We start from the raw sequence: 23,405 nt of genomic DNA, 5'->3' as shown, positions 1-23,405 counted from the left end.
GGCTGGGGGTGCGGGGAGATAGCCTTGTACCCGTGATCAGCGCGATAGTCATCGGGGGCACCGAAGCCCCCGGCCTGCGCCCGGCGCACGGACGTGCCCGGGCTTTTGCTGATCCCTGCCGCCGGGACCTCCTGCCGATCATGGCTGATTCCCTCCCGGTCGGCTCACTCGACGGCATAGCGTCGATTCCGAACGCGCACCCCGCATCGCGGCGATATGCCATTCCTTCCTTCACCTACGTCACGCAATGGCGCGCGACAGGAGCCAGAGGACATGCAGACCAAGCTGGACGAAGCAAAGGCCGAGCTGCTCGCACGGGCGGCCCGGGTAGCTGAGCACAGCCCGGCCGGGGGGCTACTTCCGACTGGGTCCGAGCAGGGGGAGCGTCCCGACCGGGACACGGTGCTCGCCTACCTCCAGCGCTACTACCTGCACACCGCCGCCGAGGACCTCCTCGACCGGGACCCGGTCGACGTGTTCGGTGGGGCGCTCTCGCACTACCGGCTCGCCGAGAAGCGGCCGCAGGGCACCGCCAAGGTGCGCGTGCACACCCCCACGGTGGAGGAGAACGGCTGGACCTCCAGCCACTCCGTCGTCGAGGTGGTCACCGACGACATGCCCTTCCTCGTGGACTCCGTCACCAACGAGCTGTCCCGCCAGGGCCGCGGCATCCACGTCGTGATCCACCCGCAGGTCGTGGTCCGCCGTGACATCACCGGCAAGCTGATCGAGATCCTCGGCCCCGACTGCGATGCGCACGGCCCCGTCACCGCGCGCCCCCACGACTCCCTCGTCGAGTCCTGGATCCACGTCGAGATCGACCGCGAGACCGACAAGGCCGACCTCAAGCAGATCACCTTCGACCTCCAGCGCGTCCTGTCCGACGTGCGCGAGTCCGTCGAGGACTGGGAGAAGATGCGCGAGGCCGCGCTGCGCATCGCCGAGGGGCTGCCGGACGAGCCCACCGCCCCCGACCTGCGCGAGTACGAGCTCGAAGAGGCCCGTGAGCTGCTGCGCTGGCTCGCCGACGACCACTTCACCTTCCTCGGTTACCGCGAGTACAACCTCGTCGACGGAGACGCCCTCGCGGCCGTACCCGGCACCGGACTCGGCATCCTGCGCTCCGACCCGCACCACAGCGGCAAGGACGACGGCCACCCGGTCTCCCCGTCCTTCAACCGGCTGCCCGCCGACGCCCGCGCCAAGGCCCGCGAGCACCGCCTGCTGGTGCTGACGAAGGCCAACAGCCGCTCCACCGTGCACCGGCCCTCCTACCTCGACTACGTCGGCGTCAAGAAGTTCGACGCCGAGGGCAACGTCGTCGGCGAGCGCCGCTTCCTCGGCCTGTTCTCCTCCGCCGCGTACACCGAGTCGGTGCGCCGCGTCCCGGTCGTCCGCCGCAAGGTCGCCGAGGTCCTGGAGCGGGCCGGTTTCGCGCCGTCCAGCCACGACGGCCGCGACCTGCTGCAGATCCTGGAGACCTACCCGCGCGACGAGCTGTTCCAGACGCCCGTCGACCAGCTCCAGTCCATCGTCACCTCGGTGCTCTACCTCCAGGAACGCCGCCGGCTGCGGCTGTACCTGCGCCAGGACGAGTACGGCCGCTACTACTCGGCCCTCGTCTACCTGCCGCGCGACCGGTTCACCACCGGCGTCCGGCTGCGCCTGATGGACATCCTGAAGGAGGAGCTCGACGGCACCAGCGTCGACTTCACCGCCTGGAACACCGAGTCGATCCTCTCCCGCATCCACTTCGTCGTCCGCGTCCCGCAGGGCAAGGAACTGCCCGTCCTCACCGACCGGGACGTCGAGCGCATCGAGGGGCGCCTCGTCGAGGCCGCCCGCTCCTGGGCCGACGGCTTCGGAGAGGCCCTGACCGCCGAACTGGGCGAGGAGCGCGCCGCCGAGCTGCTGCGCCGCTACTCCAACTCCTTCCCCGAGGGCTACAAGGCCGACCACTCGCCGCGCGCGGCCGTGGCCGACCTCGTGCACCTGGAGCGGCTCTCCGCCAGCGACCGCGAGTTCGCGCTCTCGCTGTACGAGCCGGTCGGCGCGGCCCCCGGCGAGCGCCGGTTCAAGATCTACCGCACCGGCGAGCAGGTCTCGCTGTCCGCGGTCCTGCCGGTGCTCCAGCGCCTCGGCGTCGAGGTCACCGACGAGCGTCCGTACGAGCTGCGCCGCTCGGACCGGGTCAGCGCCTGGATCTACGACTTCGGCCTGCGGATGCCCGTCTCCTCCGGGCACGGTGACACCGGGGCGAGCCACTACCTCGGCGACGACGCCCGCGAGCGCTTCCAGGAGGCCTTCGCCGCCGTCTGGAAGGGCGACGCGGAGAACGACAACTTCAACAGCCTGGTGCTGAGCGCCGGCCTCACCTGGCGCCAGGCCGTCGTCCTGCGCGCGTACGCCAAGTACATGCGCCAGGCCGGCTCCACCTTCAGCCAGGACTACATGGAGGACACCCTCCGCAACAACGTCCACACCACCCGGCTGCTGATCTCGCTCTTCGAGGCGCGGATGTCGCCCGGCCGCCAGGCCGCGGGCAGCGAACTGGTCGACGCCATGCTGGAGGAGCTCGACGGGGCCCTGGACCAGGTCGCCTCGCTCGACGAGGACCGCATCCTGCGGGCCTTCCTCACCCTCATCAAGGCGACGCTGCGCACCAACTTCTTCCAGCAGAACTCGGCGGGCGAGCAGCACTCCTACGTGTCGATGAAGTTCGACCCGCAGGCCATCCCGGACCTCCCGGCGCCGCGCCCGGCCTTCGAGATCTGGGTGTACTCCCCGCGCGTCGAGGGCGTCCACCTGCGCTTCGGCAAGGTCGCCCGGGGCGGCCTGCGCTGGTCCGACCGCCGCGAGGACTTCCGTACGGAGATCCTCGGCCTGGTCAAGGCGCAGATGGTCAAGAACACCGTCATCGTGCCGGTCGGCGCCAAGGGCGGCTTCGTCGCCAAGAACCTGCCCGACCCGTCGGTGGACCGCGACGCCTGGCTCGCCGAGGGCATCGCCTCGTACAAGATCTTCATCTCGGCGCTGCTCGACATCACCGACAACCTGGTGGCGGGCGAGGTCGTGCCGCCCACCGGCGTGGTCCGCCACGACGAGGACGACACCTACCTCGTCGTCGCCGCCGACAAGGGCACCGCGACCTTCTCCGACATCGCCAACGGGGTGGCCGAGGCCTACGGCTTCTGGCTGGGCGACGCCTTCGCCTCCGGCGGCAGCGCGGGCTACGACCACAAGGGCATGGGCATCACCGCCCGCGGCGCCTGGGAGTCCGTCAAGCGGCACTTCCGCGAGCTCGGCCACGACACCCAGACCCAGGACTTCACGGTCGTCGGTGTCGGCGACATGTCCGGTGACGTCTTCGGCAACGGCATGCTGCTCTCCGAGCACATCCGGCTCGTCGCCGCCTTCGACCACCGGCACATCTTCATCGACCCGACCCCGGACGCGGCGACCTCGTACGCCGAGCGCCGCCGGCTGTTCGAGCTGCCGCGTTCCTCGTGGGCCGACTACGACACCTCGCTGCTCTCCGCGGGCGGCGGCATCCACCCGCGCAGCGCGAAGGCCATCCCGGTCAACGCGCACGTCCGCGAGGCCCTCGGCATCGAGGCGGGCGTCACCAAGATGACCCCCGCCGACCTGATGAAGGCCATCCTCCAGGCCCCGGTGGACCTGCTGTGGAACGGCGGCATCGGTACGTACGTCAAGGCGACGGCCGAGACGCACGCCGACGTCGGCGACAAGGCCAACGACGCCATCCGCGTCAACGGCTCGGACGTCCGGGCCAAGGTCATCGGCGAGGGCGGCAACCTGGGGCTGACCCAGCTCGGCCGCATCGAGTTCGCCCGGACCGGCGCCGGCGGCGAGGGCGGCAAGGTCAACACCGACGCCATCGACAACAGCGCCGGCGTGGACACCTCCGACCACGAGGTGAACATCAAGATCCTGCTCAACGCGCTCGTCACCGAGGGCGACATGACCCTCAAGCAGCGCAACCGGCTCCTCGCCGAGATGACCGACGAGGTCGGACACCTGGTGCTGCGCAACAACTACGCGCAGAACATCGCGCTCGCCAACGGTGCGGCCCAGGCCCCGAGCCTGCTCCACGCCCAGCAGCGCTTCATGCGCCGCCTGGAGCGCGCCGGACTGCTCGACCGCCAGCTGGAGTTCCTGCCCACCGACCGGCAGATCCGCGAACTCCTCGGCAACGGCAAGGGCCTGACCCAGCCGGAGCTGGCCGTCCTGTTCGCCTACACCAAGATCACGGTGGCGGACGAGCTGATCGCGACCGGGCTCCCGGACGACCCCTACCTGCGCCGCCTGCTCTTCGCGTACTTCCCGTCCGCACTGCGCGAGAAGTTCCCCGAGCAGATCGACGGGCACGCGCTGCGCCGGGAGATCATCACCACCATCCTGGTCAACGACACCGTCAACACCGGTGGTTCGACCTTCCTGCACCGCCTGCGCGAGGAGACCGGAGCCTCCACGGAGGAGATCGTCCGGGCGCAGCTCGCGGCCCGCGAGATCTTCGGCCTGGCCGAGGTGTGGGACGCGGTCGAGGCGCTGGACAACAAGGTCGCGGCCAGTGTCCAGACCCGGATCCGGCTGCACTCGCGGCGCCTGGTCGAGCGCGGTACGCGCTGGCTGCTGAACAACCGGCCGCAGCCGCTCCAGATGACCGGGACCATCGACTTCTTCGCGGAGCGGGTCGGGCACGTCTGGGCCGAGCTGCCCAAGCTGGTGCGGGGCGCGGACCTGGAGTGGTACCAGTCGATCATGGACGAGCTGATCGGCGAGGGCGTGCCGGAGGAACTGGCGGCCAAGGTCGCCGGCTTCTCCTCCGCCTTCCCGACGCTCGACGTCGTGGCCATCGCGGACCGCACCGGCATGGCTCCGCTGGACGTCGCCGAGGTGTACTACGACCTCGCCGACCGCCTGGACATCACCCAGCTGATGGACCGGATCATCGAGCTGCCGCGGGCCGACCGCTGGCAGTCGATGGCCCGTGCCTCCATCCGCGAGGACCTGTTCGCGGCGCACGCCGCCCTGACCGCCGACGTGCTGTCGGTGGGCGACGGCAGCTCGACTCCCGAGGAGCGCTTCGAGGCCTGGGAGGAGAAGAACGCGGCGATCATCGGCCGGGCCCGGACGACCCTGGACGAGATCAGGGGCTCGGACGACTTCGACCTGGCGAACCTGTCGGTGGCGATGCGGACGATGCGCAGCCTGCTGCGCACGCACAGCTAGCCCGCGCCTGCGGCTCCGGCTGCGCTTCGGCCGCTCGCAGCGAAGGCCCCGGCCCCCGGAACACGTTCCGGGGGCCGGGGCCTTGCTGTCGGTACGGGGGCGTGGGGGCCCCGCCCGGCGGGGCGGGGTGCCGCCGGCCTAGCGGCGGGTGAAGGCCTCGTACGCGGCGCAGACCTCGTCGGACGGGCCGTCCATGCGCAGGACGCCCGACTCCAGCCAGATCGCGCGGTCGCAGGTCTCGCGGACGGTGTTGATGCCGTGGCTGACGAGGAAGACGGTGCCCGCGCGCTCGCGGAGTTCTTCGATGCGGGCCTGGCTGCGGCGCTGGAAGGCGGCGTCGCCGGTGGCCAGGGCTTCGTCGATCATCAGGACGTCGTGGTCCTTGGCCGCGGCGATGGAGAAGCGCAGCCGGGCTCCCATGCCGGAGGAGTAGGTGCGCATGGGCAGGGAGATGAAGTCGCCCTTCTCGTCGATGCCGGAGAAGTCGACGATGTCCTGGTAGCGCTCGCGGACCTGCTGCCGGGTCATGCCCATCGCGAGGCCCCCGAGGACGACGTTGCGCTCGCCGGTCAGGTCGTTCATCAGGGCGGCGTTCACGCCGAGCAGTGACGGCCGGCCGTGGGAGTAGATCCTGCCGCGGGCCACGGGCTGGAGTCCGGCGATGGCGGCCAGCAGCGTGGACTTGCCCGAGCCGTTGGAGCCGATGAGGCCGATCGCCTCGCCCTTGTACGCGGTGAAGCTGACGCCCTTCACGGCGTGCACCTCGCGGACGCCCGGGGCTGGCCCGCGGGAGAAGACCCGGCTGAGGGCAGCGGTGGCACCGCCCTTGCGGCTGCCGCCACCGTGGACCCTGTAGACGACGTGGACCTCGTCGGCGATCACCGTGGGGATCTTGACGGGGGTCCGGACAACGGTGTCAGCCACGGCCGTACTCCTCCTCTGCCTTCCAGAAGTAGACGAACCCGCCGATGCCGGCGAGCAGGGCCCAGCCGATGGCGACGGGCCAGACGTGGTCCGGGAGCGCATGCGCCGGGAAGCTGTCGATCAGCGCGAAGCGCATCAGGTCGATGTACACGGCCGCGGGGTTGTGCTTGAGCACCACCAGGACCCAGTGCGGCAGGTGGTCCGTCCTGAGGATCTGGTCGATGGACCACATGACCCCGGAGGAGTACATCCAGGTGCGCAGGACGAAGGGCATCAGCTGGCTGACGTCCGGGTTCTTGCTGCCGATGCGTGCCATGGCCATCGCGCAGCCGGCGGCGAAGACGGCCATCAGGAACAGGGTGGGCACGGCCAGCAGCCAGGAGGCGCTCGGGGTCTGCCCGAAGGCGAGCAGCAGGACGACCAGGGCGCCCATGGTGACGAGCAGTTGCTGGAAGAGCTGCACGACGCTGGAGAGGGGCAGGCCGGCCCGGGGGAAGTGCAGGGCGCGGACGAGGCCGAGATTGCTGTGGACGGCCCGGGTGCCGGCGTTGACCGAGCTGCCGATGAAGTCCCAGACGAAGACCCCGGTGATCAGGAAGGGGACGTAGTCCGGCACGTCGTGGCTGGCCTTCATCACGATGCCGAAGATGAAGTAGTAGACGGCCGCGTTGAGCAGCGGGGTCACCAGGTGCCAGACCTGGCCGAGCTTCGCCGTGCTGTAGGTGGCCTGCATGCGCGCGGTGGCGTACGCGGTCACGAAGTGGCGGCGGTCCCAGAGCTGCGCGACGTAGCGGGGGAGCGTGGGGCGGGCGCCGCTCAGAGTCAGGCCGTGGGCGGCGGCGAGGGCCGCGCGCTCGGCGGAGGTCGCGGGCTGTGGGGGCCGCTGCTGCGGGGGTGCGGTCGGGGGTGCGGTCGTGGTGGTCACGAGGGTCGCTTTCGCCGGGGTCAGGGCGCATACGACGATGGGACGGGTCCGTATCGTCGCTACGGTGACAGTAGGACGTGTGGCGTCGGAACGCAACCGTATCGTCGTGACGGTACGGGTATGGCGTGCGCCGCTATGCTCTGTGCATGACCAAGGACCCTGCCGCCTCCGCCGCTCCCGCTTCTGCTCCCGCTCCGGTCCGCCGGGCCCCCGCCGGGGCGGCCGTCCTGCGCGAGGACGTCACCGAGGCGATCCGCGAGGCGGTCGTGGAGGAGCTGGCCGCGGTCGGGTTCTCGCGGATGTCGATCGAGGGGGTCGCCCGGCGGGCGGGCGTCGGCAAGACCGCGGTGTACCGGCGCTGGAAGTCGAAGCTGCACCTGGTACTGGACCTCGTGGGCGCCTTCGCGGTGGACGGCCTGCCGGTTCCCGAGACCGGGTCGCTGTACGGGGACGTCCGGGCGCTGCTGGAGGTCGTGTCGCACGTGCTGCGCCATCCGGTGGCCTCGGCGGTGATTCCCGACCTGCTGGTCGAGGCCGCGCGCCACCCTGAGATGGCCGATGCGGTGCGGGGGACGCTGGTCGACGGGCAGCGGCGGATGGCGGAGGGGATCGTGGCCGGGGCGGTCGCGCGGGGCGAGCTGGCGGAGGGGGCGGATCCGGGGCGGGCGCTCGATCTCGCGATCGGACCGCTGTACTGGCGACAGGTGGTCGTCCGGGACGAGGTCCCCGCCGGGTACCTGGACGACCTGGCCCGGTCGGTGGTGGCCGGCCTCCGCGCCGCCTGACCCTCTGCGCCGCCTGCCGTACGGGCCGCCTGAACCCTGCGGGCGGCGCTGATCCCGCCGTCGGTGGGGCGGCTCTCCGGGCTCGGTTCAGAACGGGTAGCGGGATGCGGTGGCCGGGGTGAGGGTGGGTTCCGGGGTGGGGGCGGGGGCTGCGGGGGTGGGGCGGCGGTCCTCCAGGGGGACGACCGCCGGGATCGGGGTGGACTGGCCCAGGAAGACGCGGCGGACCACCCGTTCCGCCGCGTACCCGTCGTCGTACGAGCAGAAGCGCGAGCGGAACGCCGCGCGGAGCTGCGCGGAGCGGGAGCCCTGCCAGTGGCCCGTGGCGAAGATGTCCACCAGCTCGTCCTCGGTCCGGGCGACCGCGCCCGGCGGGCACGCCCGCAGATCGAAGTAGGTGCCGCGGGCGGCCTCGTACGCCTCCCAGTCGCCGGCGTGGATCACGATCGGCCGGTCCAGTACCGCGTAGTCGAACATCAGGGACGAGTAGTCCGTCACCAACGCGTCCGAGGCCAGGCACAGTTCCTCGACCGAGGGGTGGGCGGAGACGTCGATCAGGCGCGGGTGGGCGTCCGGGGCGGAGCCCGCGTCCGCGTACGTCAGGTGGGCGCGGGTCAGCAGGGTGAAGCGGGGGCCCAGGTCGCGCAGGACCCGCTCGAAGTCCAGGTGGTCCGGGCGGCTGCGCCGGTAGTCGCGGTGCGTGGGGGCGTACAGGACCGCGGTGGAGCCCGGCGGGATGCCGAGCCGTTCGCGCAGCTCCAGCACGTCGGCCCGGGACGCCGTGTGGAAGACGTCGTTGCGCGGGTAGCCGTACTCCAGGGTGGTGTACGAGGACGGGACGGCCTTCTCCCACACCAGGGTGGAGTGCCGGTTCGCCGAGAGCAGGTAGTCCCACTGGTCGGCGCCGCGCAGCAGGCCCGCGAAGTCGGTCGTCGGGGTCGCGGCCGGCCGGTCCTGCAGGTCGAGGCCGACCCGCTTGAGCGGGGTGCCGTGCTGGGTCTGCACCAGGACCTGGCCCGGGCGTTTGACCAGGCCCCGGTCGAAGTTGACGTTCGTGGTGAGGTACGTGGCCCGGGCCAGGGCCGCCCAGTAGGCCGCCGAGCCGGGCCGCAGCGCCGGCGTCTCCTTCGGCAGCGTCGAGGCGTGGGCCGGGTCGCAGATCCAGGCCGTCCGCATCCGGGGCGCCAGCTCCCGCAGCTTCGCCTCGATCGCCGCCGGATTGCAGGCGTAGCCGCCGTGCCAGTACGCGGAGAAGACCGCCAGATCCGGGCGCAGCGGCAGCAGCCGCTGGATCCGGTAGTACAGGCGCAGCCACGTCTCGCGCAGGCCCCGCCCCACGGCCGCCGTCCCGCGGCCCGCCGCCAGCCCGGCCGACCGCAGCACCGACAGCAGCCGGTAGGTGCGCCGGGTGCCCAGCCGCATCAGGGTGTGCCGGATCCGGTCGGTCCGGGACAGCGGCAGCGCGCCCCCGCCGCCGGGGGCCCGGTAGCGGCGCAGCAGGGCGGAGGCCCGGCTGAAGAACTCGGCCCGGCTCCTGCGCGGCAGGCGGCGCGGGTCGGCGTACAGGGCGCAGAAGTGCTCGGCCATCCGCCGGTGCACGGCGGGCCGCCAGCGTTCCAGCTCGGGGCGGCCGGCGAGGTAGCCGAAGACCCGGTCGTACTGGTCGAAGACGTCGAGGTGGCGGCGGCTGGTGGTGGTCAGGATCGAGCCCGTCCGGCGCTGGCGGTAGTGGACGCAGACCCGGTCCAGGACGGCCACGGACTCCGCGGCCAGCAGCGACGGGTAGGTCCAGGGGGTGTCCGCGTAGAAGCCGGGCGGGAAGGCGAAGCCCTCGCGCTCCACGTACTCGCGGCGGTACGCCTTGTTCCACACCACCATCAGCATGCCGAGCAGCGAGGGGCGGTCGGCCAGGCGGAAGCTGGCCGGGCCCTCCTCGGACAGCCGGTCCGAGAGGCGGTTGCGCACCAGCTCGCCGGTCCAGAAGGTGCGCGCGTAGTCGTAGACCAGGACGTCCGGGGAGCCGGTGTCCTTCAGCCGGTCGGTGATGGCCTGCAGGGCGCCGGGGGCGAGGGTGTCGTCGCCGTCGAGGAAGAGCAGGTAGTCGCCGGTGGCCCGGGCCAGACCCGCGTTGCGGGCCGGGCCCGGGCCCAGGTTGTGCGCCAGGTGGACGGCGATGACCCGCGGGTCCCGGGCCGCGTACTCCTCGATGATCGAGCCGCAGGCGTCCGGGGAAGCGTCGTCGACCGCGATCAGTTCGAGATCCGGGTACGACTGGGTCAGGACCGAGTCCAGACTCTCCTGGAGGTACGCCTGGACCTTGTACGCGGGCACGATGACGCTGAACCGGGGCACGGCACATCCAGGGGTCGGCGCGGGCATGTGGCCCAGGAACCCCCGGCGTGGCGATCGGGTTACGCAGGGTGTGGCATTCGGGTTACGGAGGGTCAAGGATGCACGTCAACGGGGTGGGCGGGCCCGCTATTTGATCGCTCCGGCCATCACCCCCGAGACGAACTGCCGCTGGAAGGCGAAGAAGACGAGGAGCGGGACCAGCATCGACAGGAACGCGCCGGGCGCCAGTACGTCGATGTTGTTCCCGAACTGCCGCACCTGCTGCTGGAGCGCGACCGTGACGGGCGGGTTCGCCGAGTCCGCGAAGACCAGCGCGACCAGCATGTCGTTCCACACCCACAGGAACTGGAAGATGCCCAGCGAGGCGATCGCCGGACCGCCCAGCGGCAGCACCACCCGCGTGAACAGCCGCAGTTCGCCCGCCCCGTCGAGCCGGGCCGCCTCCAGCAGCTCGCGCGGGATCTCCGCGAAGAAATTGCGCAGCAGGAACACGGCGAAGGGCAGCCCGAAGGCGGTGTGGAAGAGGACCACCCCGGCCGTGGTCTCGAACAGGCCGACGGCGCCGAAGAGTTCGGACACCGGGATGAGCGCCACCTGTACGGGGACCACCAGCAGGCCGACGACCACCAGGAAGAGCCAGTCCCGGCCCGGGAACTCCAGCCAGGCGAAGGCGTACCCGGCGAACGCGCCCAGGACGAGCACCAGGAGGGTCGCGGGCACGGCGATCGCAACCGTGTTCAGCAGGGAGCCGGTGATCGTGTCGTTGGCCAGCAGCCGTTCGTAGTTGTCGGACGTCAGCCGCGCGGGCGCGGACAGCGTCTGCCACCAGCCGCCCCTGTTGAGGTCGGTGGGGGAGAGGAAGGAGGAGATCAGCAGGCCGAGGGTGGGCATCAGCCAGAACAGGGCCGCGAGGACCAGGAACACCCGCAGCGCCCCTCCCGCGAAGAGGCGCGCCGCCCGCTTCGCGGATGCCGGTTTCGCCGGGGCGGAGCCGGTGGCCGCGGCCGGGGCCGCCGCCCGTGCGGAGCCGCTCATCGGGAACCCTCCTTCCGGAGCCTGCGGATGTTCACCAGCATCACCGGAACCACCAGCACCAGCAGCAGCACCGCGATGGCGCTGCCCAGGCCCGGATCGGCGTCCGTGCCGAAGGAGGTCCGGTAGAGCTGGAGCGCGAGCACGTTCGCGTCGTCCTGCACCGCGCCCGGCGCGATCACGAAGACCAGGTCGAAGATCTTCATCACGTTGATGACGAGGGTGACGAGGACGACCACCAGCACCGGTGCCAGCATCGGTACGGTGATCCGGCGGAACACCTGCCACTCGTTCGCCCCGTCCACCCGCGCCGCCTCCAGCAGCTCGCGCGGTACGGCCGCCAGCCCGGCCCCGATCAGCACCATCGCGAACCCGGCCCACATCCACACGTACGCCCCGATGACGGCCGGGGTCACCAGTGACGGCCCCAGCCACTGGACTCCCGAATACGCCTCCCGGAAGTTCGACGCGGGCAGGCGGATCTGCGCCCCGTCGGCCTTCGCGGACAGGAGGAAGGTGCCGTCGGCGCGCGTCGTCGCCGTCTCCACCACCCTGCCGTCCCGGACCGCCTCGACCCGCATTCCCGCGAAGGCCGACTCGGCGGGGTCCACCGTGTTCGTCGTGCCGCCCCCGCCCCGCGTGAAGTCCTGCCAGACGGTGCCGGTGACCTTCCCCGGGTCGGAGCCGGCCGCCGCGGCGGTACGGGTCCCCCCGGGCAGGTCCTCCGGGGCCACGCCGACCATCGGGAGCAGCACCGGCGTGCCCGCCCGTACGGGGTCACGGGTCACGAACGCACCGCCCTGGGCCGGCACCAGCGGGGAGTCCCGGCCCGGGCGGGCCTTGGGGAAGGCCGAGGACTCCGCGAAGGTGTCGTGGACCCCGACCCAGACCGCGTTGGCGACGCCCCGGTCGGGGTCGTGGTCGTAGACGAGCCGGAAGATGATGCCCGCCGCCAGCATCGAGATCGCCATCGGCATGAACACCAGCAGCTTGAACGCCGTTCCCCACCGCACCCGTTCGGTGAGCACCGCGAAGATCAGGCCCAGGGCGGTCGCCGTCGTCGGGGCGAGCACCACCCACAGGGCCGTGTTCTGCAGGGCCGTGCGGATCGTGTCGTCGGCCAGGATCTCCCGGTAGTTGCCGGCCCCGACGAAGACGGAGCCCGAGCGGTCGAAGAAGCTGCGGTAGACCGAGTAGCCGATCGGCTGCACGACGAGCGCGCCGAGCAGCACGAGGGCCGGGAGCAGGAAGGCCGCCGCGATCAGACGGCGGCGCCTGGCCTCGGCCGAGCGCGCCGCGCCCCGGCCCGGTGCGGCCTTCCCCTGGCCGGTGGTGGTGACCGTGGCCGTCACGGGATCAGTTCCCGTAGGCCTTGGCCGCGTCCGCCTCCAGTTTCGCCTGCGCGCCCGCCACGTCCGACGGGTTCGCCAGGAAGTCCTGGAGCGCCTTCCACTCGCCCGCGCCCGGGGTTCCGCCGAAGGCGGCCGGGGCCTGGTCGGACATGTCGAAGCGGAAGTCGTCGCCCGCCGCGATCAGCGCCTTGGCGATGTCCCGCTGGATGTCGTTCGGATAGGCGGCCGGGCTGACCGCCTTGTTCGGGGAGATGAAACCGCCCTCGCGGGCCTGGATCTCCGCCGCGTCCGGCGAGGCCAGGAAGGTCAGCAGCGCCTGCGCCCCCTTCGAGGGCTTCAGGGCGACCGCCACGTCCCCGCCCGAGACCACCGGAGCCTTCGCGCCGACCGCCGGGAAGGGGAAGACGAGGGCGTCCTCACCCACCTTCGCCTCGGTCTGCGCGATGTTCACCGCCACGAAGTCGCCCTCGAAGACCATCGCCGCGGCCGGCCGGTCGCCGCCCGTGAAGGTCTGGGTCACCGACTTGGGGAACTCCGTCGACAGTGCCCCGTCGGGCCCGCCCGCCAGGAAGTCCTTGCGCCCGAACAGCTCGCCCAGCGTGGTCAGCGCCTGCTTGACGCTGTCGTCCGTCCACTTGATCTCGTGCCGGGCCAGCTGGTCGTACTTCTCCGGGCCCGCCTGGGAGAGGTAGACGTTCTCGAACCAGTCGGTGAGGGTCCAGCCGTCCGCGCCGGCCACCGAGACCGCCGGGGTGCCGGAGGCGGAGAGGGTGTCGGCCGCCGTCAGCAACTCCTTCCACGTGGTGGGCGGTTTGACGCCCGCCGCCTCGAAGGCCTTGGCGTTGTACCAGATCAGCGACTTGTTGGCGGCCTTGTAGTACACGCCGTACTGGGTGCCGTCGACCGCGCCGAGTTCCTTCCAGCCGGCCGAGTAGTTCGCGTCGAGCTGGGCCTTGGCCTCCGGGCCGACCGGCTGCGCCCACTTGTTCTGCACGGCCGAGACCAGCGCCCCGACCTGCGGCAGCAGCGCCACGTCCGGCGGCTGGCCGCCCGCGATCTTCGAACCGAGGAAGGTGACGATCGGGTCCTGGGCCGGGACGAAGGTGACGGTGGCGCCCGTCCGCTTCTCGAACTCCTTGAGGACCTTCGTGAAGTTCTCCTGCTCCGGGCCCGTCCAGACGGCCGCGACCTCCAGCTTCTCGCCGGTCAGCCGGGGTAGTTCGACGGTCGGCCCCGCCGGGCTCCCGCTCCGGTCCGGGCCCGCCTCCGGCGCCGGGTCACCCCCGCACGCGGTGAGTGCGAGTGCGCCCGCGGCCGCCAGGGCCGCCCAGCTGATCGTCGTACGGCTCGTTCCGTGCTTGCGCATGGCTGTGCCCCCGAGGTTCATGGTGTGTCCCGGACCACAGGTCTACGCCCGACCCGCCCGCCCCCGCAATACCGCGTCCCCCAGGACACGCCGCGCGGCGGGGGCCGGTTCAGGGGGACGGCGGGAACAGCACCGGTACCGCCGAGACCAGGTGGGAGGCCCGCTCCAGGGCGCTGGCCAGCAGCGCGAGGTCGGTGGGCCCGTTGCCCAGCTCCCGTACGGGGCGGCGGGCCGGCGGGTCGCCCATCCGCTCCCACTCCACCGGGACCACGGTCGGCCTCAGGGTCGCCGTGCGCGGGATCCGGCCGGTGACCCGGCCGGCCTGGAACGGCACCGCCCGGCCGTCGGCGTACCGGAGCAGGCCGCGGCCGGGGCCCGGCTGGTCGGGGGCTGCGAGTTCCACCCGCAGCGTGGCCAGCCGGGCCGGCCCGGTGTCGGCCGTCCGGTCCGGGTGGGCGGTGGCGGCCACCAGGTGCACCCCGAGCCGGGCGCCGTCGCGGGCCACCGCCTCCAGTGCCCGGACCACCGAGCCGGCGGCGGGGCGGCCCGTGTTGCCGAGCCCCGGCGTGACGAGCGCGTCGAGGTCGTCGACGAGGACCACCAGACGGGGCAGCGGACTGGGCCCCGCCGCAGGGGTCCGGGTCGCCGCGGCGCGCAGCCGCAGCGTGCCCGACCGTACGGGCTCCCCCCAGCCGGGTGGGCCGGAGGAGGGGTCGCCGTCGCCGCGCTGCTCCCCGGGCCCGGGCCGGCGGGGCGAGACCAGCCGCTCGGCGACCTCGTGGCTGCCGTGCCACTCGGCGAAGGGCACCCCGTCCAGCAGTTCGGAGCGGCGCTTGAGCTCCGCGCCGAGCGCCTGGGCGAACTCCCGCATGCGTACGGGATCGGTGGCGACGAGGTGGGCGGACACGTGGGGCAGTTCGGTACAGGGCGCCAGCCCGTCCCCGCGCTCGCCGCCGGCCCCGTCGAGGAGGAGCAGCCCGAGCCGGTCGGGCCGGGCCGCCGCGGACAGGGAGGCCGCCACCGACCGCAGCAGCTCCGTCCGGCCGCTGCCCGCCGGCCCCTGGACGAGCAGGTGCGGGCCGTCGTGGACCAGCTCGGCCCCGACGGCCCCGCGCCGTCCGCTGCCCAGCACGACCTCGGCCAGGCCGCCCGTGCCGTGCCCGTGGTCGGTGGCGGCGGCCCAGCGGGCCATCAGGGAGGCCGGGGTGGCGCGGGCCAGCCCCAGCTCGTCGAGCAGCCGCGCCGTGGGCGGCAGCGCGGCGGCCGTGGGGCGGTGCGCCTCCGCGGGGCCCCCGTCGGCGCGCAGCGGGGCCAGGGCCCGGGCGAACCGCTCGGCCCAGGCCACGGACACGGCGTCGGCGGTGGCGGTGGCACCGGACGGGACGGGACGGCCGCCGCTGACCGCGAAGGTCCGTACGGTCGTGGCCACGTCGCCGCTGAGCAGGGCCGCCGCACCGCAGTCCCGGAAGGCCGGGTTGGCCGCGCAGGCGGCCTCGTAGGTGTCGGTGACGGGGGAGGCGGGGGTGGCGGCCGGGGCCTCCGCGAGGGCGAGCACGTGGATGCCGGCGGCCGGACCGTGCGAGGCGAGCCGCCCGGTGACGTCCCGCAGGGCCCCGGTGCCGGGGTCGCCGTCGACGACGAGCAGGGTGTACGGGCCCTCGTGGACCCGGGCCGCCTGCCGGACGCCCTCGGGGTCGGCGGCGGCCCAGTGGATGCCGAGCGGCCCCTCGTCCAGCCGCCGGGTCAGCTCGCCGGTCCGGGCGGCGGCCTGGTCGCGGTCGTAGGCCAGGAGCAGCCGGCAGTCCTGGCCGTGTCCGGGCCGGACGTGCGGGAGCCAGCCCAGCCAGCCCCAGTCGCGGCGCCGTTCGGCGAGGGTGCGGGCCCGGTCGGTGGAGACGAGCACGATCTCCAGCCGGCCCGGCCCGTGCAGGCCCGCCGCCTGGGCCACCAGCCAGCGCGCGACCCCGGCCAGCCTGGCCCGGGGCCCGGCGACGCCGAGCGAGCCGGAGGTGCGCAGGGCCACCCGGCTCCCGGCGCCCAGGCCCACGTCGAGCACCGCGGGGTGCCCGGGACCGCGGGACCAGAGCCGTTCGGTGGGTCCCAGGGCGGCCAGCAGCAGCGTGGCGGGGTCGTCCGGCCCGGGCGGGGCGGCGGTGGTGACCGGGGCCTCCGGCTCGGGCAGGGGCTGCTCCGCGGCCTCCTCGCCCCGGACCCACTTGCGGGCCCAGGCGCCGAGGCCCTTGCGGCGGCCCGCGGGGGCGGGGGCCGCGCCGGGCGGGGCGGCGTCCGGGCCCGCGGCGCGGGCGGCGTCGGCCGCGGCCGTGCCGTGGGCGTCCGGTGCCGAGCCGGGGGTGCCGGTCCAGCCGGCGCCGGGCATCGCGGGGCGTGTTCCGGCAGGCGCGCCGGGACCGCCGCCGGGTCGGCCCGGTCCGGCCGGGGTCCGCGGCGGCGCGGTGGTGGCGGACGCGTCCTCGCCGGGGGCGCGGCCCGGGAGGGCGAGGTGGCCCTCCAGGTCGGGGGTCACGGACAGGGGCGCGGCGGAGCCGGCGGGCGCCAGGCGGAGGGTCGATTCGCCGACGCGCAGCAGCGCCCCCGGCGGCAGGGGGACCGGCTGGGGGCCCACGGGGGCGCCGTCCAGGGTGGTGCCGTTGGTCGAGTCCAGGTCGGCCACCGCGACCCGGCCGTCCCGCATCACCGTCACCGCGCAGTGCAGCCGGGACACGTCGGGGTCGTCGAGCGGGACGTCGGCGTCGGCGGAGCGGCCCACCCGGATCTGGCCGCTGTGCAGCAGGTGCACGCCGCCCGCGTCGGGTCCGGCCACCACGTGCAGCTGGGGCGCGCCGGGGCCCTCCTCGGGCAGGACGTCCGGCACCGGACCGTGCAGCGCCAGCACGGCGCCGTCCACCAGCGGGGGCTCGCCCAGCACCCGGCGCTGGAGGTCCAGCCGCTCGGCACCGGCGTACAGCACGACCGTGCCCCCGGTGTCGGGTCCGCCCACGGTGGCCGCGAGCCCGGAGGCGACCGCGGCGAGGACGGTACCGGCGGGCGCCGTGACGAGTACGTCACAACTCGCGGGTGCGGTCGCGGGCTGGTGGCCGCTGCGCGACCCAAGGACGGTCAGCCGGATCTGCATCGCCGTCAGCGGTCCCTTCTGCGCGGTGCGCGGTGTGTGCGCCGCGCAGGGAAGGTCCGGGACGTGCCCGCCCGATCGCCCCCCGCCCGGCACGGACGCGTCGTCCGGTCAGGTCTGCCGGAAGGCGGGGCTCCCGTCCCGTGCCGTTCCGTACGGGTGCATCCTCGCACCTGTCGCCGACAACACGCCCGGCACCCGCCAACAATTGATCTTGATCGGCCGCGGCTCCGTACGGATCCGGACAGCGACGTGGCGAAGGGCGGGGGAAGCCGGGGAAAATCGCCTCCGGCATACCCGACGGACATCACCCTGCGTACACGTGTGCGGCAACCAACCTCCGGCGTCCGGCGTCTTCCCTCGGGACACCCCCTAGAGTGGGCCGGAAACGAACGATGCATTTTGGCAGCGGAAGCGACAGCAGGGGAGCGCGGGACGTGCGGCCAGTCGGCAGCAAATATCTGCTCGAGGAGCCGCTCGGTCGCGGCGCCACGGGCACCGTCTGGCGTGCCCGCCAGCGGGAGACCGCCGGCGCGGAGGCAGCCGTCGCCGGGCAGCCCGGCGAGACCGTGGCCATCAAGGTCCTCAAGGAGGAGCTGGCCCAGGACGCGGACATCGTCATGCGCTTCCTGCGCGAGCGCTCGGTGCTGCTGCGCCTGACGCACCCCAACATCGTCCGCACCCGCGACCTCGTCGTCGAGGGCGACCTGCTGGCCCTGGTCATGGACCTGATCGAGGGCCCGGACCTGCACAAGTACCTCCGCCAGAACGGGCCCTTCACCCCGGTCGCCGCGAGCCTGCTGACCGCCCAGATCGCGGACGCGCTCGCCGCCAGCCACGCCGACGGCGTGGTCCACCGCGACCTGAAGCCCGCCAACGTGCTGCTCGACGAGCGCGGCGGCCAGATGAAGCCGATGCTCACCGACTTCGGCATCGCCCGCCTCGCCGACTCCCCGGGCCTGACCCGCACCCACGAGTTCGTCGGCACCCCGGCCTACGTCGCCCCCGAGTCCGCCGAGGGCCGCCCGCAGACCTCCGCCGTCGACATCTACGGCGCGGGCATCCTGCTCTACGAACTGCTCACCGGCCGGCCCCCGTTCGCCGGCGGCACCGCGCTCGAAGTGCTCCACCGCCACCTCAGCGAGGAGCCGCAGCGCCCCTCGACCGTGCCCGAGCCGCTGTGGACCGTCATCGAGCGCTGCCTGCGCAAGGAGCCCGGCGAGCGCCCCAGCGCCGTGAGCCTGGCCCGCGGGCTGCGCGTGGTCGCCTCCGGCATCGGCGTGCACTCCACGTCCGCCGAGGTGGAGGCCGCGTTCGGGGTCGGCGCCCTGCTCGCCCCCGACCCCTCGCCCGCCCCGGTCCCCGAGACCCCGGGCGTCGCGGACCCCACCCAGGTGCTGCCCGGTCGCGCGGGCCAGGGCCCGTCGCCGATGGGTGCCTACGACCCGAACGCCATGACCAGCGTCATGCCGCCGGTGGGCGCGGCCGACGCCACCTCGGTGCTGCCGAGTACGGGGGCCCCCGGGGCCGACCCGACCTCGGTCCTGCCGCCCGTGCAGCAGCCGGACTCCCCGCACCCGTGGCAGTCGCAGATGCGGGCCGTCCGCGACCGCAACGAGCAGACGCAGATCCAGTACCTCGACCCGGACGAGGACCCGCTGCGCCGCCGTCCGCAGCGCCAGGCGCCCCCGCCGCCGCAGCAGCAGCCGCGCCGGCCCCAGCAGCGCCCCCAGCAGCAGCAGCCGTACCGGCAGGGACCGCCGCCGCAGCAGTACCAGCAGCCGCAGCAGCCCCCGTACCCGCAGCAGTACGCGCCCCCGCCGCCGCAGCACTACCAGCCGCAGCACCAGCAGCATCAGCCGCAGCAGTACCAGCAGCCGCAGCAGCCCCAGTACCGGCAGCAGTCCCAGCCGCAGCAGCAGCAGCCCCCGCAGGGTCCGCCGCCGCAGCAGCAGGCTCCCCGGCCGCCGCGCGAGCCGCGCCGCCGCAGCGCCAACCCGGTGCGCATCCCCGGCCTCGGCTGCCTGAAGGGCTGCCTGGTCATGATCCTGCTGTTCTTCGTGGCGGGCTGGCTGATCTGGGAGCTGACCCCGCTCCAGGAATGGGTCGGCACCGGCAAGGGCTGGTGGGACCAGGTGTGGAGCTGGGGCACCGGCGTCGCCGACTGGATCGGTTCCGTCGGCGACTCGACGGGCGGGACACAGCCCTGAACCGGCTCCCGTAGCGGCGAGTTCGTGGATTTGTCGACTTCTGGGACGTGATTTCGCCCGCAGAAGTGAAGGTCGCCGCGAATCGGGCCCCCTACTGGCCGCCAACCCCGACCCGGCCGCGTAGCTTTGGTGCGTACGCCAGCCGCTGAGGGAGCAGTCGTGGCACGGAAGATCGGCAGCCGGTACACCGCGCACCAGATCCTGGGGCGCGGCAGCGCGGGCACGGTGTGGCTGGGTGAGGGGCCGGACGGGCCCGTCGCCGTCAAACTGCTGCGCGAGGACCTCGCGTCCGACCAGGAGCTGGTCGGGCGGTTCGTCCAGGAGCGCAGCGCGCTGCTCGGCCTGGACCATCCGCACGTGGTCTCCGTCCGCGACCTCGTCGTCGACGGCAACGACCTCGCCCTCGTCATGGACCTCGTCCGCGGTACGGACCTGCGCACGCGCCTGGACCGCGAGCGGCGGCTGGCCCCCGAGGCGGCCGTGGCGATCGTCGCGGACGTGGCCGACGCGCTCGCGGCGGCCCACGCGGCGGGGGTCGTGCACCGGGACGTCAAGCCCGAGAACGTCCTGCTGGACATGCAGGGACCGCTCGGCCCCGGCGGCGCACACCCGGCGCTGCTGACCGACTTCGGCGTGGCCAAGCTGATCGACTCCCCGCGCCGGGCCTCGGCCGGCCGGGCCTCCGCCCCGACGACCCGGATCATCGGCACGCCGGACTACCTGGCCCCCGAGATCGTGGAGGGGCTCCCGCCGCGGGCGGCGGTGGACATATATGCCCTGGCCACCGTCCTGTACGAGCTGCTGGCCGGTTTCACCCCCTTCGGCGGCGGCCACCCGGGTGCGGTGCTGCGCCGGCACGTCACGGAGACCGTCGTCCCGCTGCCCGGGATCCCCGACGAGCTGTGGCAGCTGATCGTGCAGTGCCTGGCCAAGGCTCCCGCGTCACGGCTGCGGGCCTCCGAGCTGTCGGCCCGCCTGCGGGACCTGCTGCCGCTGCTGGCGGGGATGCCGCCGCTGGACGTCGACGAGCCGGACGACGCCGAGCCGGAGCCCGAGCCGGCGGAGGAGACGGCCGCCGATCCGGTCCGGCGGCGGGGCGTGGTCCCGCTGGTGCCGGGCTCCGCGACCGACTCCAACCGGGACACCCACACCTCCATGCGGGTGCCGGCGCCGGACGAGCTGGCGGGCGGCGCGCTGGGCACCGCGCGGGTGCCCCGGCCGGCCGGCGGCCACCGCCCGGGCTCCGCCCGGCACCGGGCCGAGGCCGCGCGCAAGCGGAGACTGGTCCTGTCCGTCTCCGCCGTGGCGCTGGCCGCTGCGGCCGGGGTGGGCACGTGGCTCGCCGTGTCCGGCGGCGACACCCCTGCCACCCCCCAGGACACCAAACAGTCGAGCCCCCGCACCCCGTAGCCCCTGCCGGGACCGCGCATCTGCCCTGCGGCGCCGCTGCTGTGGCTCCGCCCCGGACCCCGCCGCCGCTTCGGCCACGCCCTGGCGGGCGCGGCCCGGTGCGGCTCGGCCCCGCCTTCCCCGGCCGGGCTACGCGCCCACCAGCTCCGGATGCCAGCGCCGCGCCACCGCGGGGTGGGCGCGGACCCAGCCCTTCAGCTCGTTGCGCCCGTACTCCGCGTGCAGCGGGTTCGTCGCGTCGTGCGCGACGCCCGGCGCGGACCGCAGGTAGTCGCCCGGGACGGTCTCCACCACCGCGTCGAGCCGCGGGTTGTAGAAGAACGGGACCGAGTACCGCTCCACCGACCCCGGCGGGCTGACCACCCGGTGGTCGGTCGCCGTCAGGTAGCCCTCGGTCGCGATCTCCAGCAGCTCGCCCAGGTTCACCACGAAGGCCCCCGGCATCGGCGGCACGTCCACGTACCCGTCGTCCCGGACCACCTGGAGCCCGCCCACCGAGTCCTGGAGCAGGAGCGTCAGGAAGCCGTAGTCCTTGTGCGCGCCGACCCCCTGGTCCGCGCCGGAGGGGGCGGACCCGGGGTAGCGGATCAGCTTGGTGTGCAGGTGGGGCCGGTCCGCGAAGGCCTCGTCGAAGAAGTCCGCAGGGGCGCCGATCGAGGCCAGCAGCTCCTGGAGGAGCCGGTGGGCCACCGCCGCCAGCCGCGACTGCCACTCCAGGACCGCCGTCCGCAGCTCCGGAAGGGCCTCGGGCCACTGGTTGGGGCCCTCCAGCCAGAGGTAGGCCGGGTCGTCCGGCCCCAGCTCCGGCGCGGGCCGCTCGGCGCCGACGTCCAGCTGGTCCCGCCAGTCGGTGGCCCCGCCGGTCAGCTCGTGGCCTATCCGGGTGTAGCCGCGGAAGTGCGGCGAGTTCAGGTTGCTCACGGCCAGCCGGTCGGCCTCCGGGAGGGCGAAGAAAGCCCTGGTCAGATCCAGGATGCGGGCGGTCTCGGCCGGGCTGACGCCGTGGCCGGTGAGGTGCAGGAAACCGGTGTCCCGGGCTGCCGCGTGCAGCTTCTTCAGGAAGTCGGCCCGCTGGGCCGGGTCGTCGGCCTGGGAGAGGTCCAGGACGGGGAGGGAGTGCGCGGACGGCATGACGGCTCCGTTTCGGATGTCACGGGGTCCTGTTCCCCTGAGATGGCGGGGACGCGGGTGGGAGGGGCCGCCGGCAGGGATGGCGCCGGGACCGGATGAGCCGCGTACAGGACCAAGTCGGATCGGGGTGGATCAGGCTTGGGGATGGTCCGGCGGCCGACAGCTCGTCGTCGTGACACGCATGTGGTCCACATGGCGGCGCTTGACGAGGCGAACAGTCATACGGCGAGGGTACGCCCGTACGACCGTCCATCAGTACGGGTGAACCGGCCGCCCCGGACGGCGCCGTCCGGGGACCGGCTACGCTGGACCCGTGGCAGTCGTCGATGTTTCCGAAGAGCTGAAGTCCCTCTCCTCGACCATGGGGTCGATCGAGGCCGTCCTGGACCTCGACAAGCTGAGGGGGGAAATCGCCGTGCTCGAAGAGCAGGCCGCCGCGCCGTCCCTGTGGGACGACCCGGACGCCGCTCAGAAGATCACGAGCAAGCTTTCGCACCTCCAGGCCGAGGTCCGCAAGACCGAGAGCCTGCGCAGCCGCATCGACGACCTCGCGGTCCTCTTCGAGCTCGCGCAGGAGATGGAGGACGCGGACACCCTCGCGGAGGCGGAGACCGAGCTGGTCGCCGTCCGCAAGGCGCTGGAGGAGATGGAGGTCCGGACCCTCCTGTCCGGCGAGTACGCCGAGCGCGAGGCCCTCGTCAACATCCGCGCCGAGGCCGGCGGCGTCGACGCCTCCGACTTCGCCGAGCGCCTGCAGCGCATGTACCTGCGCTGGGCCGAGCGGCACGGCTACCCCACGGAGGTGTACGAGACCTCGTACGCGGAAGAGGCCGGCATCAAGTCGACCACCTTCGTCGTCAAGGCCCCGTACGCCTACGGCACCCTCTCCGTCGAGCAGGGCACGCACCGCCTGGTGCGCATCTCCCCCTTCGACAACCAGGGCCGCCGCCAGACCTCCTTCGCGGGCGTCGAGGTGCTGCCGGTCGTCGAGACCAGCGACCACGTCGAGATCGACGAGACCGAGCTGCGCGTGGACGTCTACCGCGCCTCCGGCCCCGGCGGCCAGGGCGTCAACACCACCGACTCGGCGGTGCGCATCACGCACCTGCCGACCGGCATCGTCGTCTCCTGCCAGAACGAGCGCTCGCAGATCCAGAACAAGGCCAGCGCCATGAACGTCCTCCAGGCCAAGCTGCTGGAGCGGCGCCGCCAGGAGGAGCAGGCCAGGATGGACGCCCTCAAGGACGGCGGCAGCTCCTGGGGCAACCAGATGCGGTCCTACGTCCTGCACCCGTACCAGATGGTCAAGGACCTGCGCACGGAGTTCGAGGTCGGCAACCCGCAGGCGGTGCTCGACGGCGAGATCGACGGCTTCCTGGAGGCCGGCATCCGCTGGCGCAAGCAGCAGGAGCAGACCGCGTAACCACGCGTCACGCACGGTACGAGGAGGGGCCCGGACACCAGTGGTGTCCGGGCCCCGCCCCCGACCCGGGGTGTGGGTGTTGGGGAACTGTGTATTATAAAAAAAATTAGCG

Annotated in this window: 13 protein-coding genes; 5 read left to right on the top strand and 8 right to left on the bottom strand. The window is 73.3% G+C overall.

From position 1 onward, the window contains the following. Window positions 1–273 precede the first annotated feature (273 nt). Complete coding sequence (locus ACFWUZ_RS14090; protein ID WP_384371734.1) at window positions 274–5,253, top strand: NAD-glutamate dehydrogenase; 4,980 nt, start codon at window positions 274–276, stop codon at window positions 5,251–5,253. A 138-nt stretch (window positions 5,254–5,391) separates the two neighbouring features. Here the strand turns inward: ACFWUZ_RS14090 and ACFWUZ_RS14085 are convergent, their stop codons facing one another. Beyond that, on the bottom strand, window positions 5,392–6,177 hold the full coding sequence (locus ACFWUZ_RS14085) for an ABC transporter ATP-binding protein (RefSeq protein WP_384371732.1): 786 nt from the start codon (window positions 6,175–6,177) through the stop codon (window positions 5,392–5,394). Next, window positions 6,170–7,102, bottom strand: a complete 933-nt coding sequence (locus ACFWUZ_RS14080; protein WP_384371730.1) for an ABC transporter permease — start codon at window positions 7,100–7,102, stop codon at window positions 6,170–6,172. The genes ACFWUZ_RS14085 and ACFWUZ_RS14080 overlap by 8 nt, the downstream gene beginning before the upstream one ends. Window positions 7,103–7,248: 146 nt before the next feature. Between ACFWUZ_RS14080 and ACFWUZ_RS14075 the strand changes: the two genes are divergently transcribed. Further along, window positions 7,249–7,887, top strand: a complete 639-nt coding sequence (locus ACFWUZ_RS14075; RefSeq protein ID WP_384371728.1) for a TetR/AcrR family transcriptional regulator — start codon at window positions 7,249–7,251, stop codon at window positions 7,885–7,887. An 87-nt stretch (window positions 7,888–7,974) separates the two neighbouring features. Here the strand turns inward: ACFWUZ_RS14075 and ACFWUZ_RS14070 are convergent, their stop codons facing one another. The 5 genes from ACFWUZ_RS14070 to ACFWUZ_RS14050 form a co-directional block, all read right to left on the bottom strand. Beyond that, window positions 7,975–10,239, bottom strand: coding sequence for a CDP-glycerol glycerophosphotransferase family protein (locus ACFWUZ_RS14070; RefSeq protein WP_384371726.1), 2,265 nt, complete (start codon window positions 10,237–10,239; stop codon window positions 7,975–7,977). A 126-nt stretch (window positions 10,240–10,365) separates the two neighbouring features. Then, window positions 10,366–11,274: a carbohydrate ABC transporter permease gene (locus tag ACFWUZ_RS14065; protein WP_384371724.1), complete on the bottom strand. Its 909-nt coding sequence runs from the start codon at window positions 11,272–11,274 to the stop codon at window positions 10,366–10,368. Further along, a complete protein-coding gene (locus ACFWUZ_RS14060) occupies window positions 11,271–12,536 on the bottom strand; it encodes a carbohydrate ABC transporter permease (RefSeq protein ID WP_384371794.1) in 1,266 nt (421 codons plus the stop codon). Before ACFWUZ_RS14060 ends, ACFWUZ_RS14065 begins: the two co-directional genes overlap by 4 nt. A gap of 91 nt (window positions 12,537–12,627) precedes the next feature. Further along, window positions 12,628–13,989, bottom strand: coding sequence for an ABC transporter substrate-binding protein (locus ACFWUZ_RS14055; RefSeq protein WP_384371722.1), 1,362 nt, complete (start codon window positions 13,987–13,989; stop codon window positions 12,628–12,630). 109 nt (window positions 13,990–14,098) lie between these two features. Beyond that, a complete protein-coding gene (locus ACFWUZ_RS14050) occupies window positions 14,099–17,122 on the bottom strand; it encodes an FHA domain-containing protein (RefSeq protein WP_384371720.1) in 3,024 nt (1,007 codons plus the stop codon). 434 nt (window positions 17,123–17,556) lie between these two features. Here ACFWUZ_RS14050 and ACFWUZ_RS14045 point away from each other — a divergent pair, with 434 nt between their 5' ends. Next, complete coding sequence (locus ACFWUZ_RS14045) at window positions 17,557–19,329, top strand: protein kinase (RefSeq protein WP_384371718.1); 1,773 nt, start codon at window positions 17,557–17,559, stop codon at window positions 19,327–19,329. 159 nt (window positions 19,330–19,488) lie between these two features. After that, window positions 19,489–20,739: a serine/threonine-protein kinase gene (locus tag ACFWUZ_RS14040; protein WP_384371716.1), complete on the top strand. Its 1,251-nt coding sequence runs from the start codon at window positions 19,489–19,491 to the stop codon at window positions 20,737–20,739. Between the two features lie 129 nt (window positions 20,740–20,868). Here the strand turns inward: ACFWUZ_RS14040 and ACFWUZ_RS14035 are convergent, their stop codons facing one another. After that, window positions 20,869–21,870, bottom strand: a complete 1,002-nt coding sequence (locus ACFWUZ_RS14035; RefSeq protein WP_384371714.1) for an isopenicillin N synthase family dioxygenase — start codon at window positions 21,868–21,870, stop codon at window positions 20,869–20,871. A 313-nt stretch (window positions 21,871–22,183) separates the two neighbouring features. Between ACFWUZ_RS14035 and prfB the strand changes: the two genes are divergently transcribed. Then, complete coding sequence (prfB, locus tag ACFWUZ_RS14030; protein WP_384371712.1) at window positions 22,184–23,293, top strand: peptide chain release factor 2; 1,110 nt, start codon at window positions 22,184–22,186, stop codon at window positions 23,291–23,293. Window positions 23,294–23,405 lie beyond the last annotated feature (112 nt).

The sequence above is a fragment of the Streptomyces sp. NPDC058646 genome (assembly GCF_042716875.1).
GTDB lineage: Bacteria > Actinomycetota > Actinomycetes > Streptomycetales > Streptomycetaceae > Streptomyces.
Note: the sequence above shows the minus strand (reverse complement) of the source record. Positions and strands in the feature narration are given on the sequence as shown.

Excerpts from the sequence above, each read along its gene's own strand:
- ACFWUZ_RS14090 (WP_384371734.1), top strand. The coding sequence starts at position 274 with ATGCAGACCAAGCTGGACGAAGCAAAGGCCGAGCTGCTCGCACGGGCG.
- ACFWUZ_RS14075 (WP_384371728.1), top strand. The coding sequence starts at position 7,249 with ATGACCAAGGACCCTGCCGCCTCCGCCGCTCCCGCTTCTGCTCCCGCT.
- ACFWUZ_RS14065 (WP_384371724.1), bottom strand. The coding sequence starts at position 11,274 with ATGAGCGGCTCCGCACGGGCGGCGGCCCCGGCCGCGGCCACCGGCTCC.
- ACFWUZ_RS14055 (WP_384371722.1), bottom strand. The coding sequence starts at position 13,989 with ATGCGCAAGCACGGAACGAGCCGTACGACGATCAGCTGGGCGGCCCTG.
- ACFWUZ_RS14050 (WP_384371720.1), bottom strand. The coding sequence starts at position 17,122 with ATGCAGATCCGGCTGACCGTCCTTGGGTCGCGCAGCGGCCACCAGCCC.
- ACFWUZ_RS14035 (WP_384371714.1), bottom strand. The coding sequence starts at position 21,870 with ATGCCGTCCGCGCACTCCCTCCCCGTCCTGGACCTCTCCCAGGCCGAC.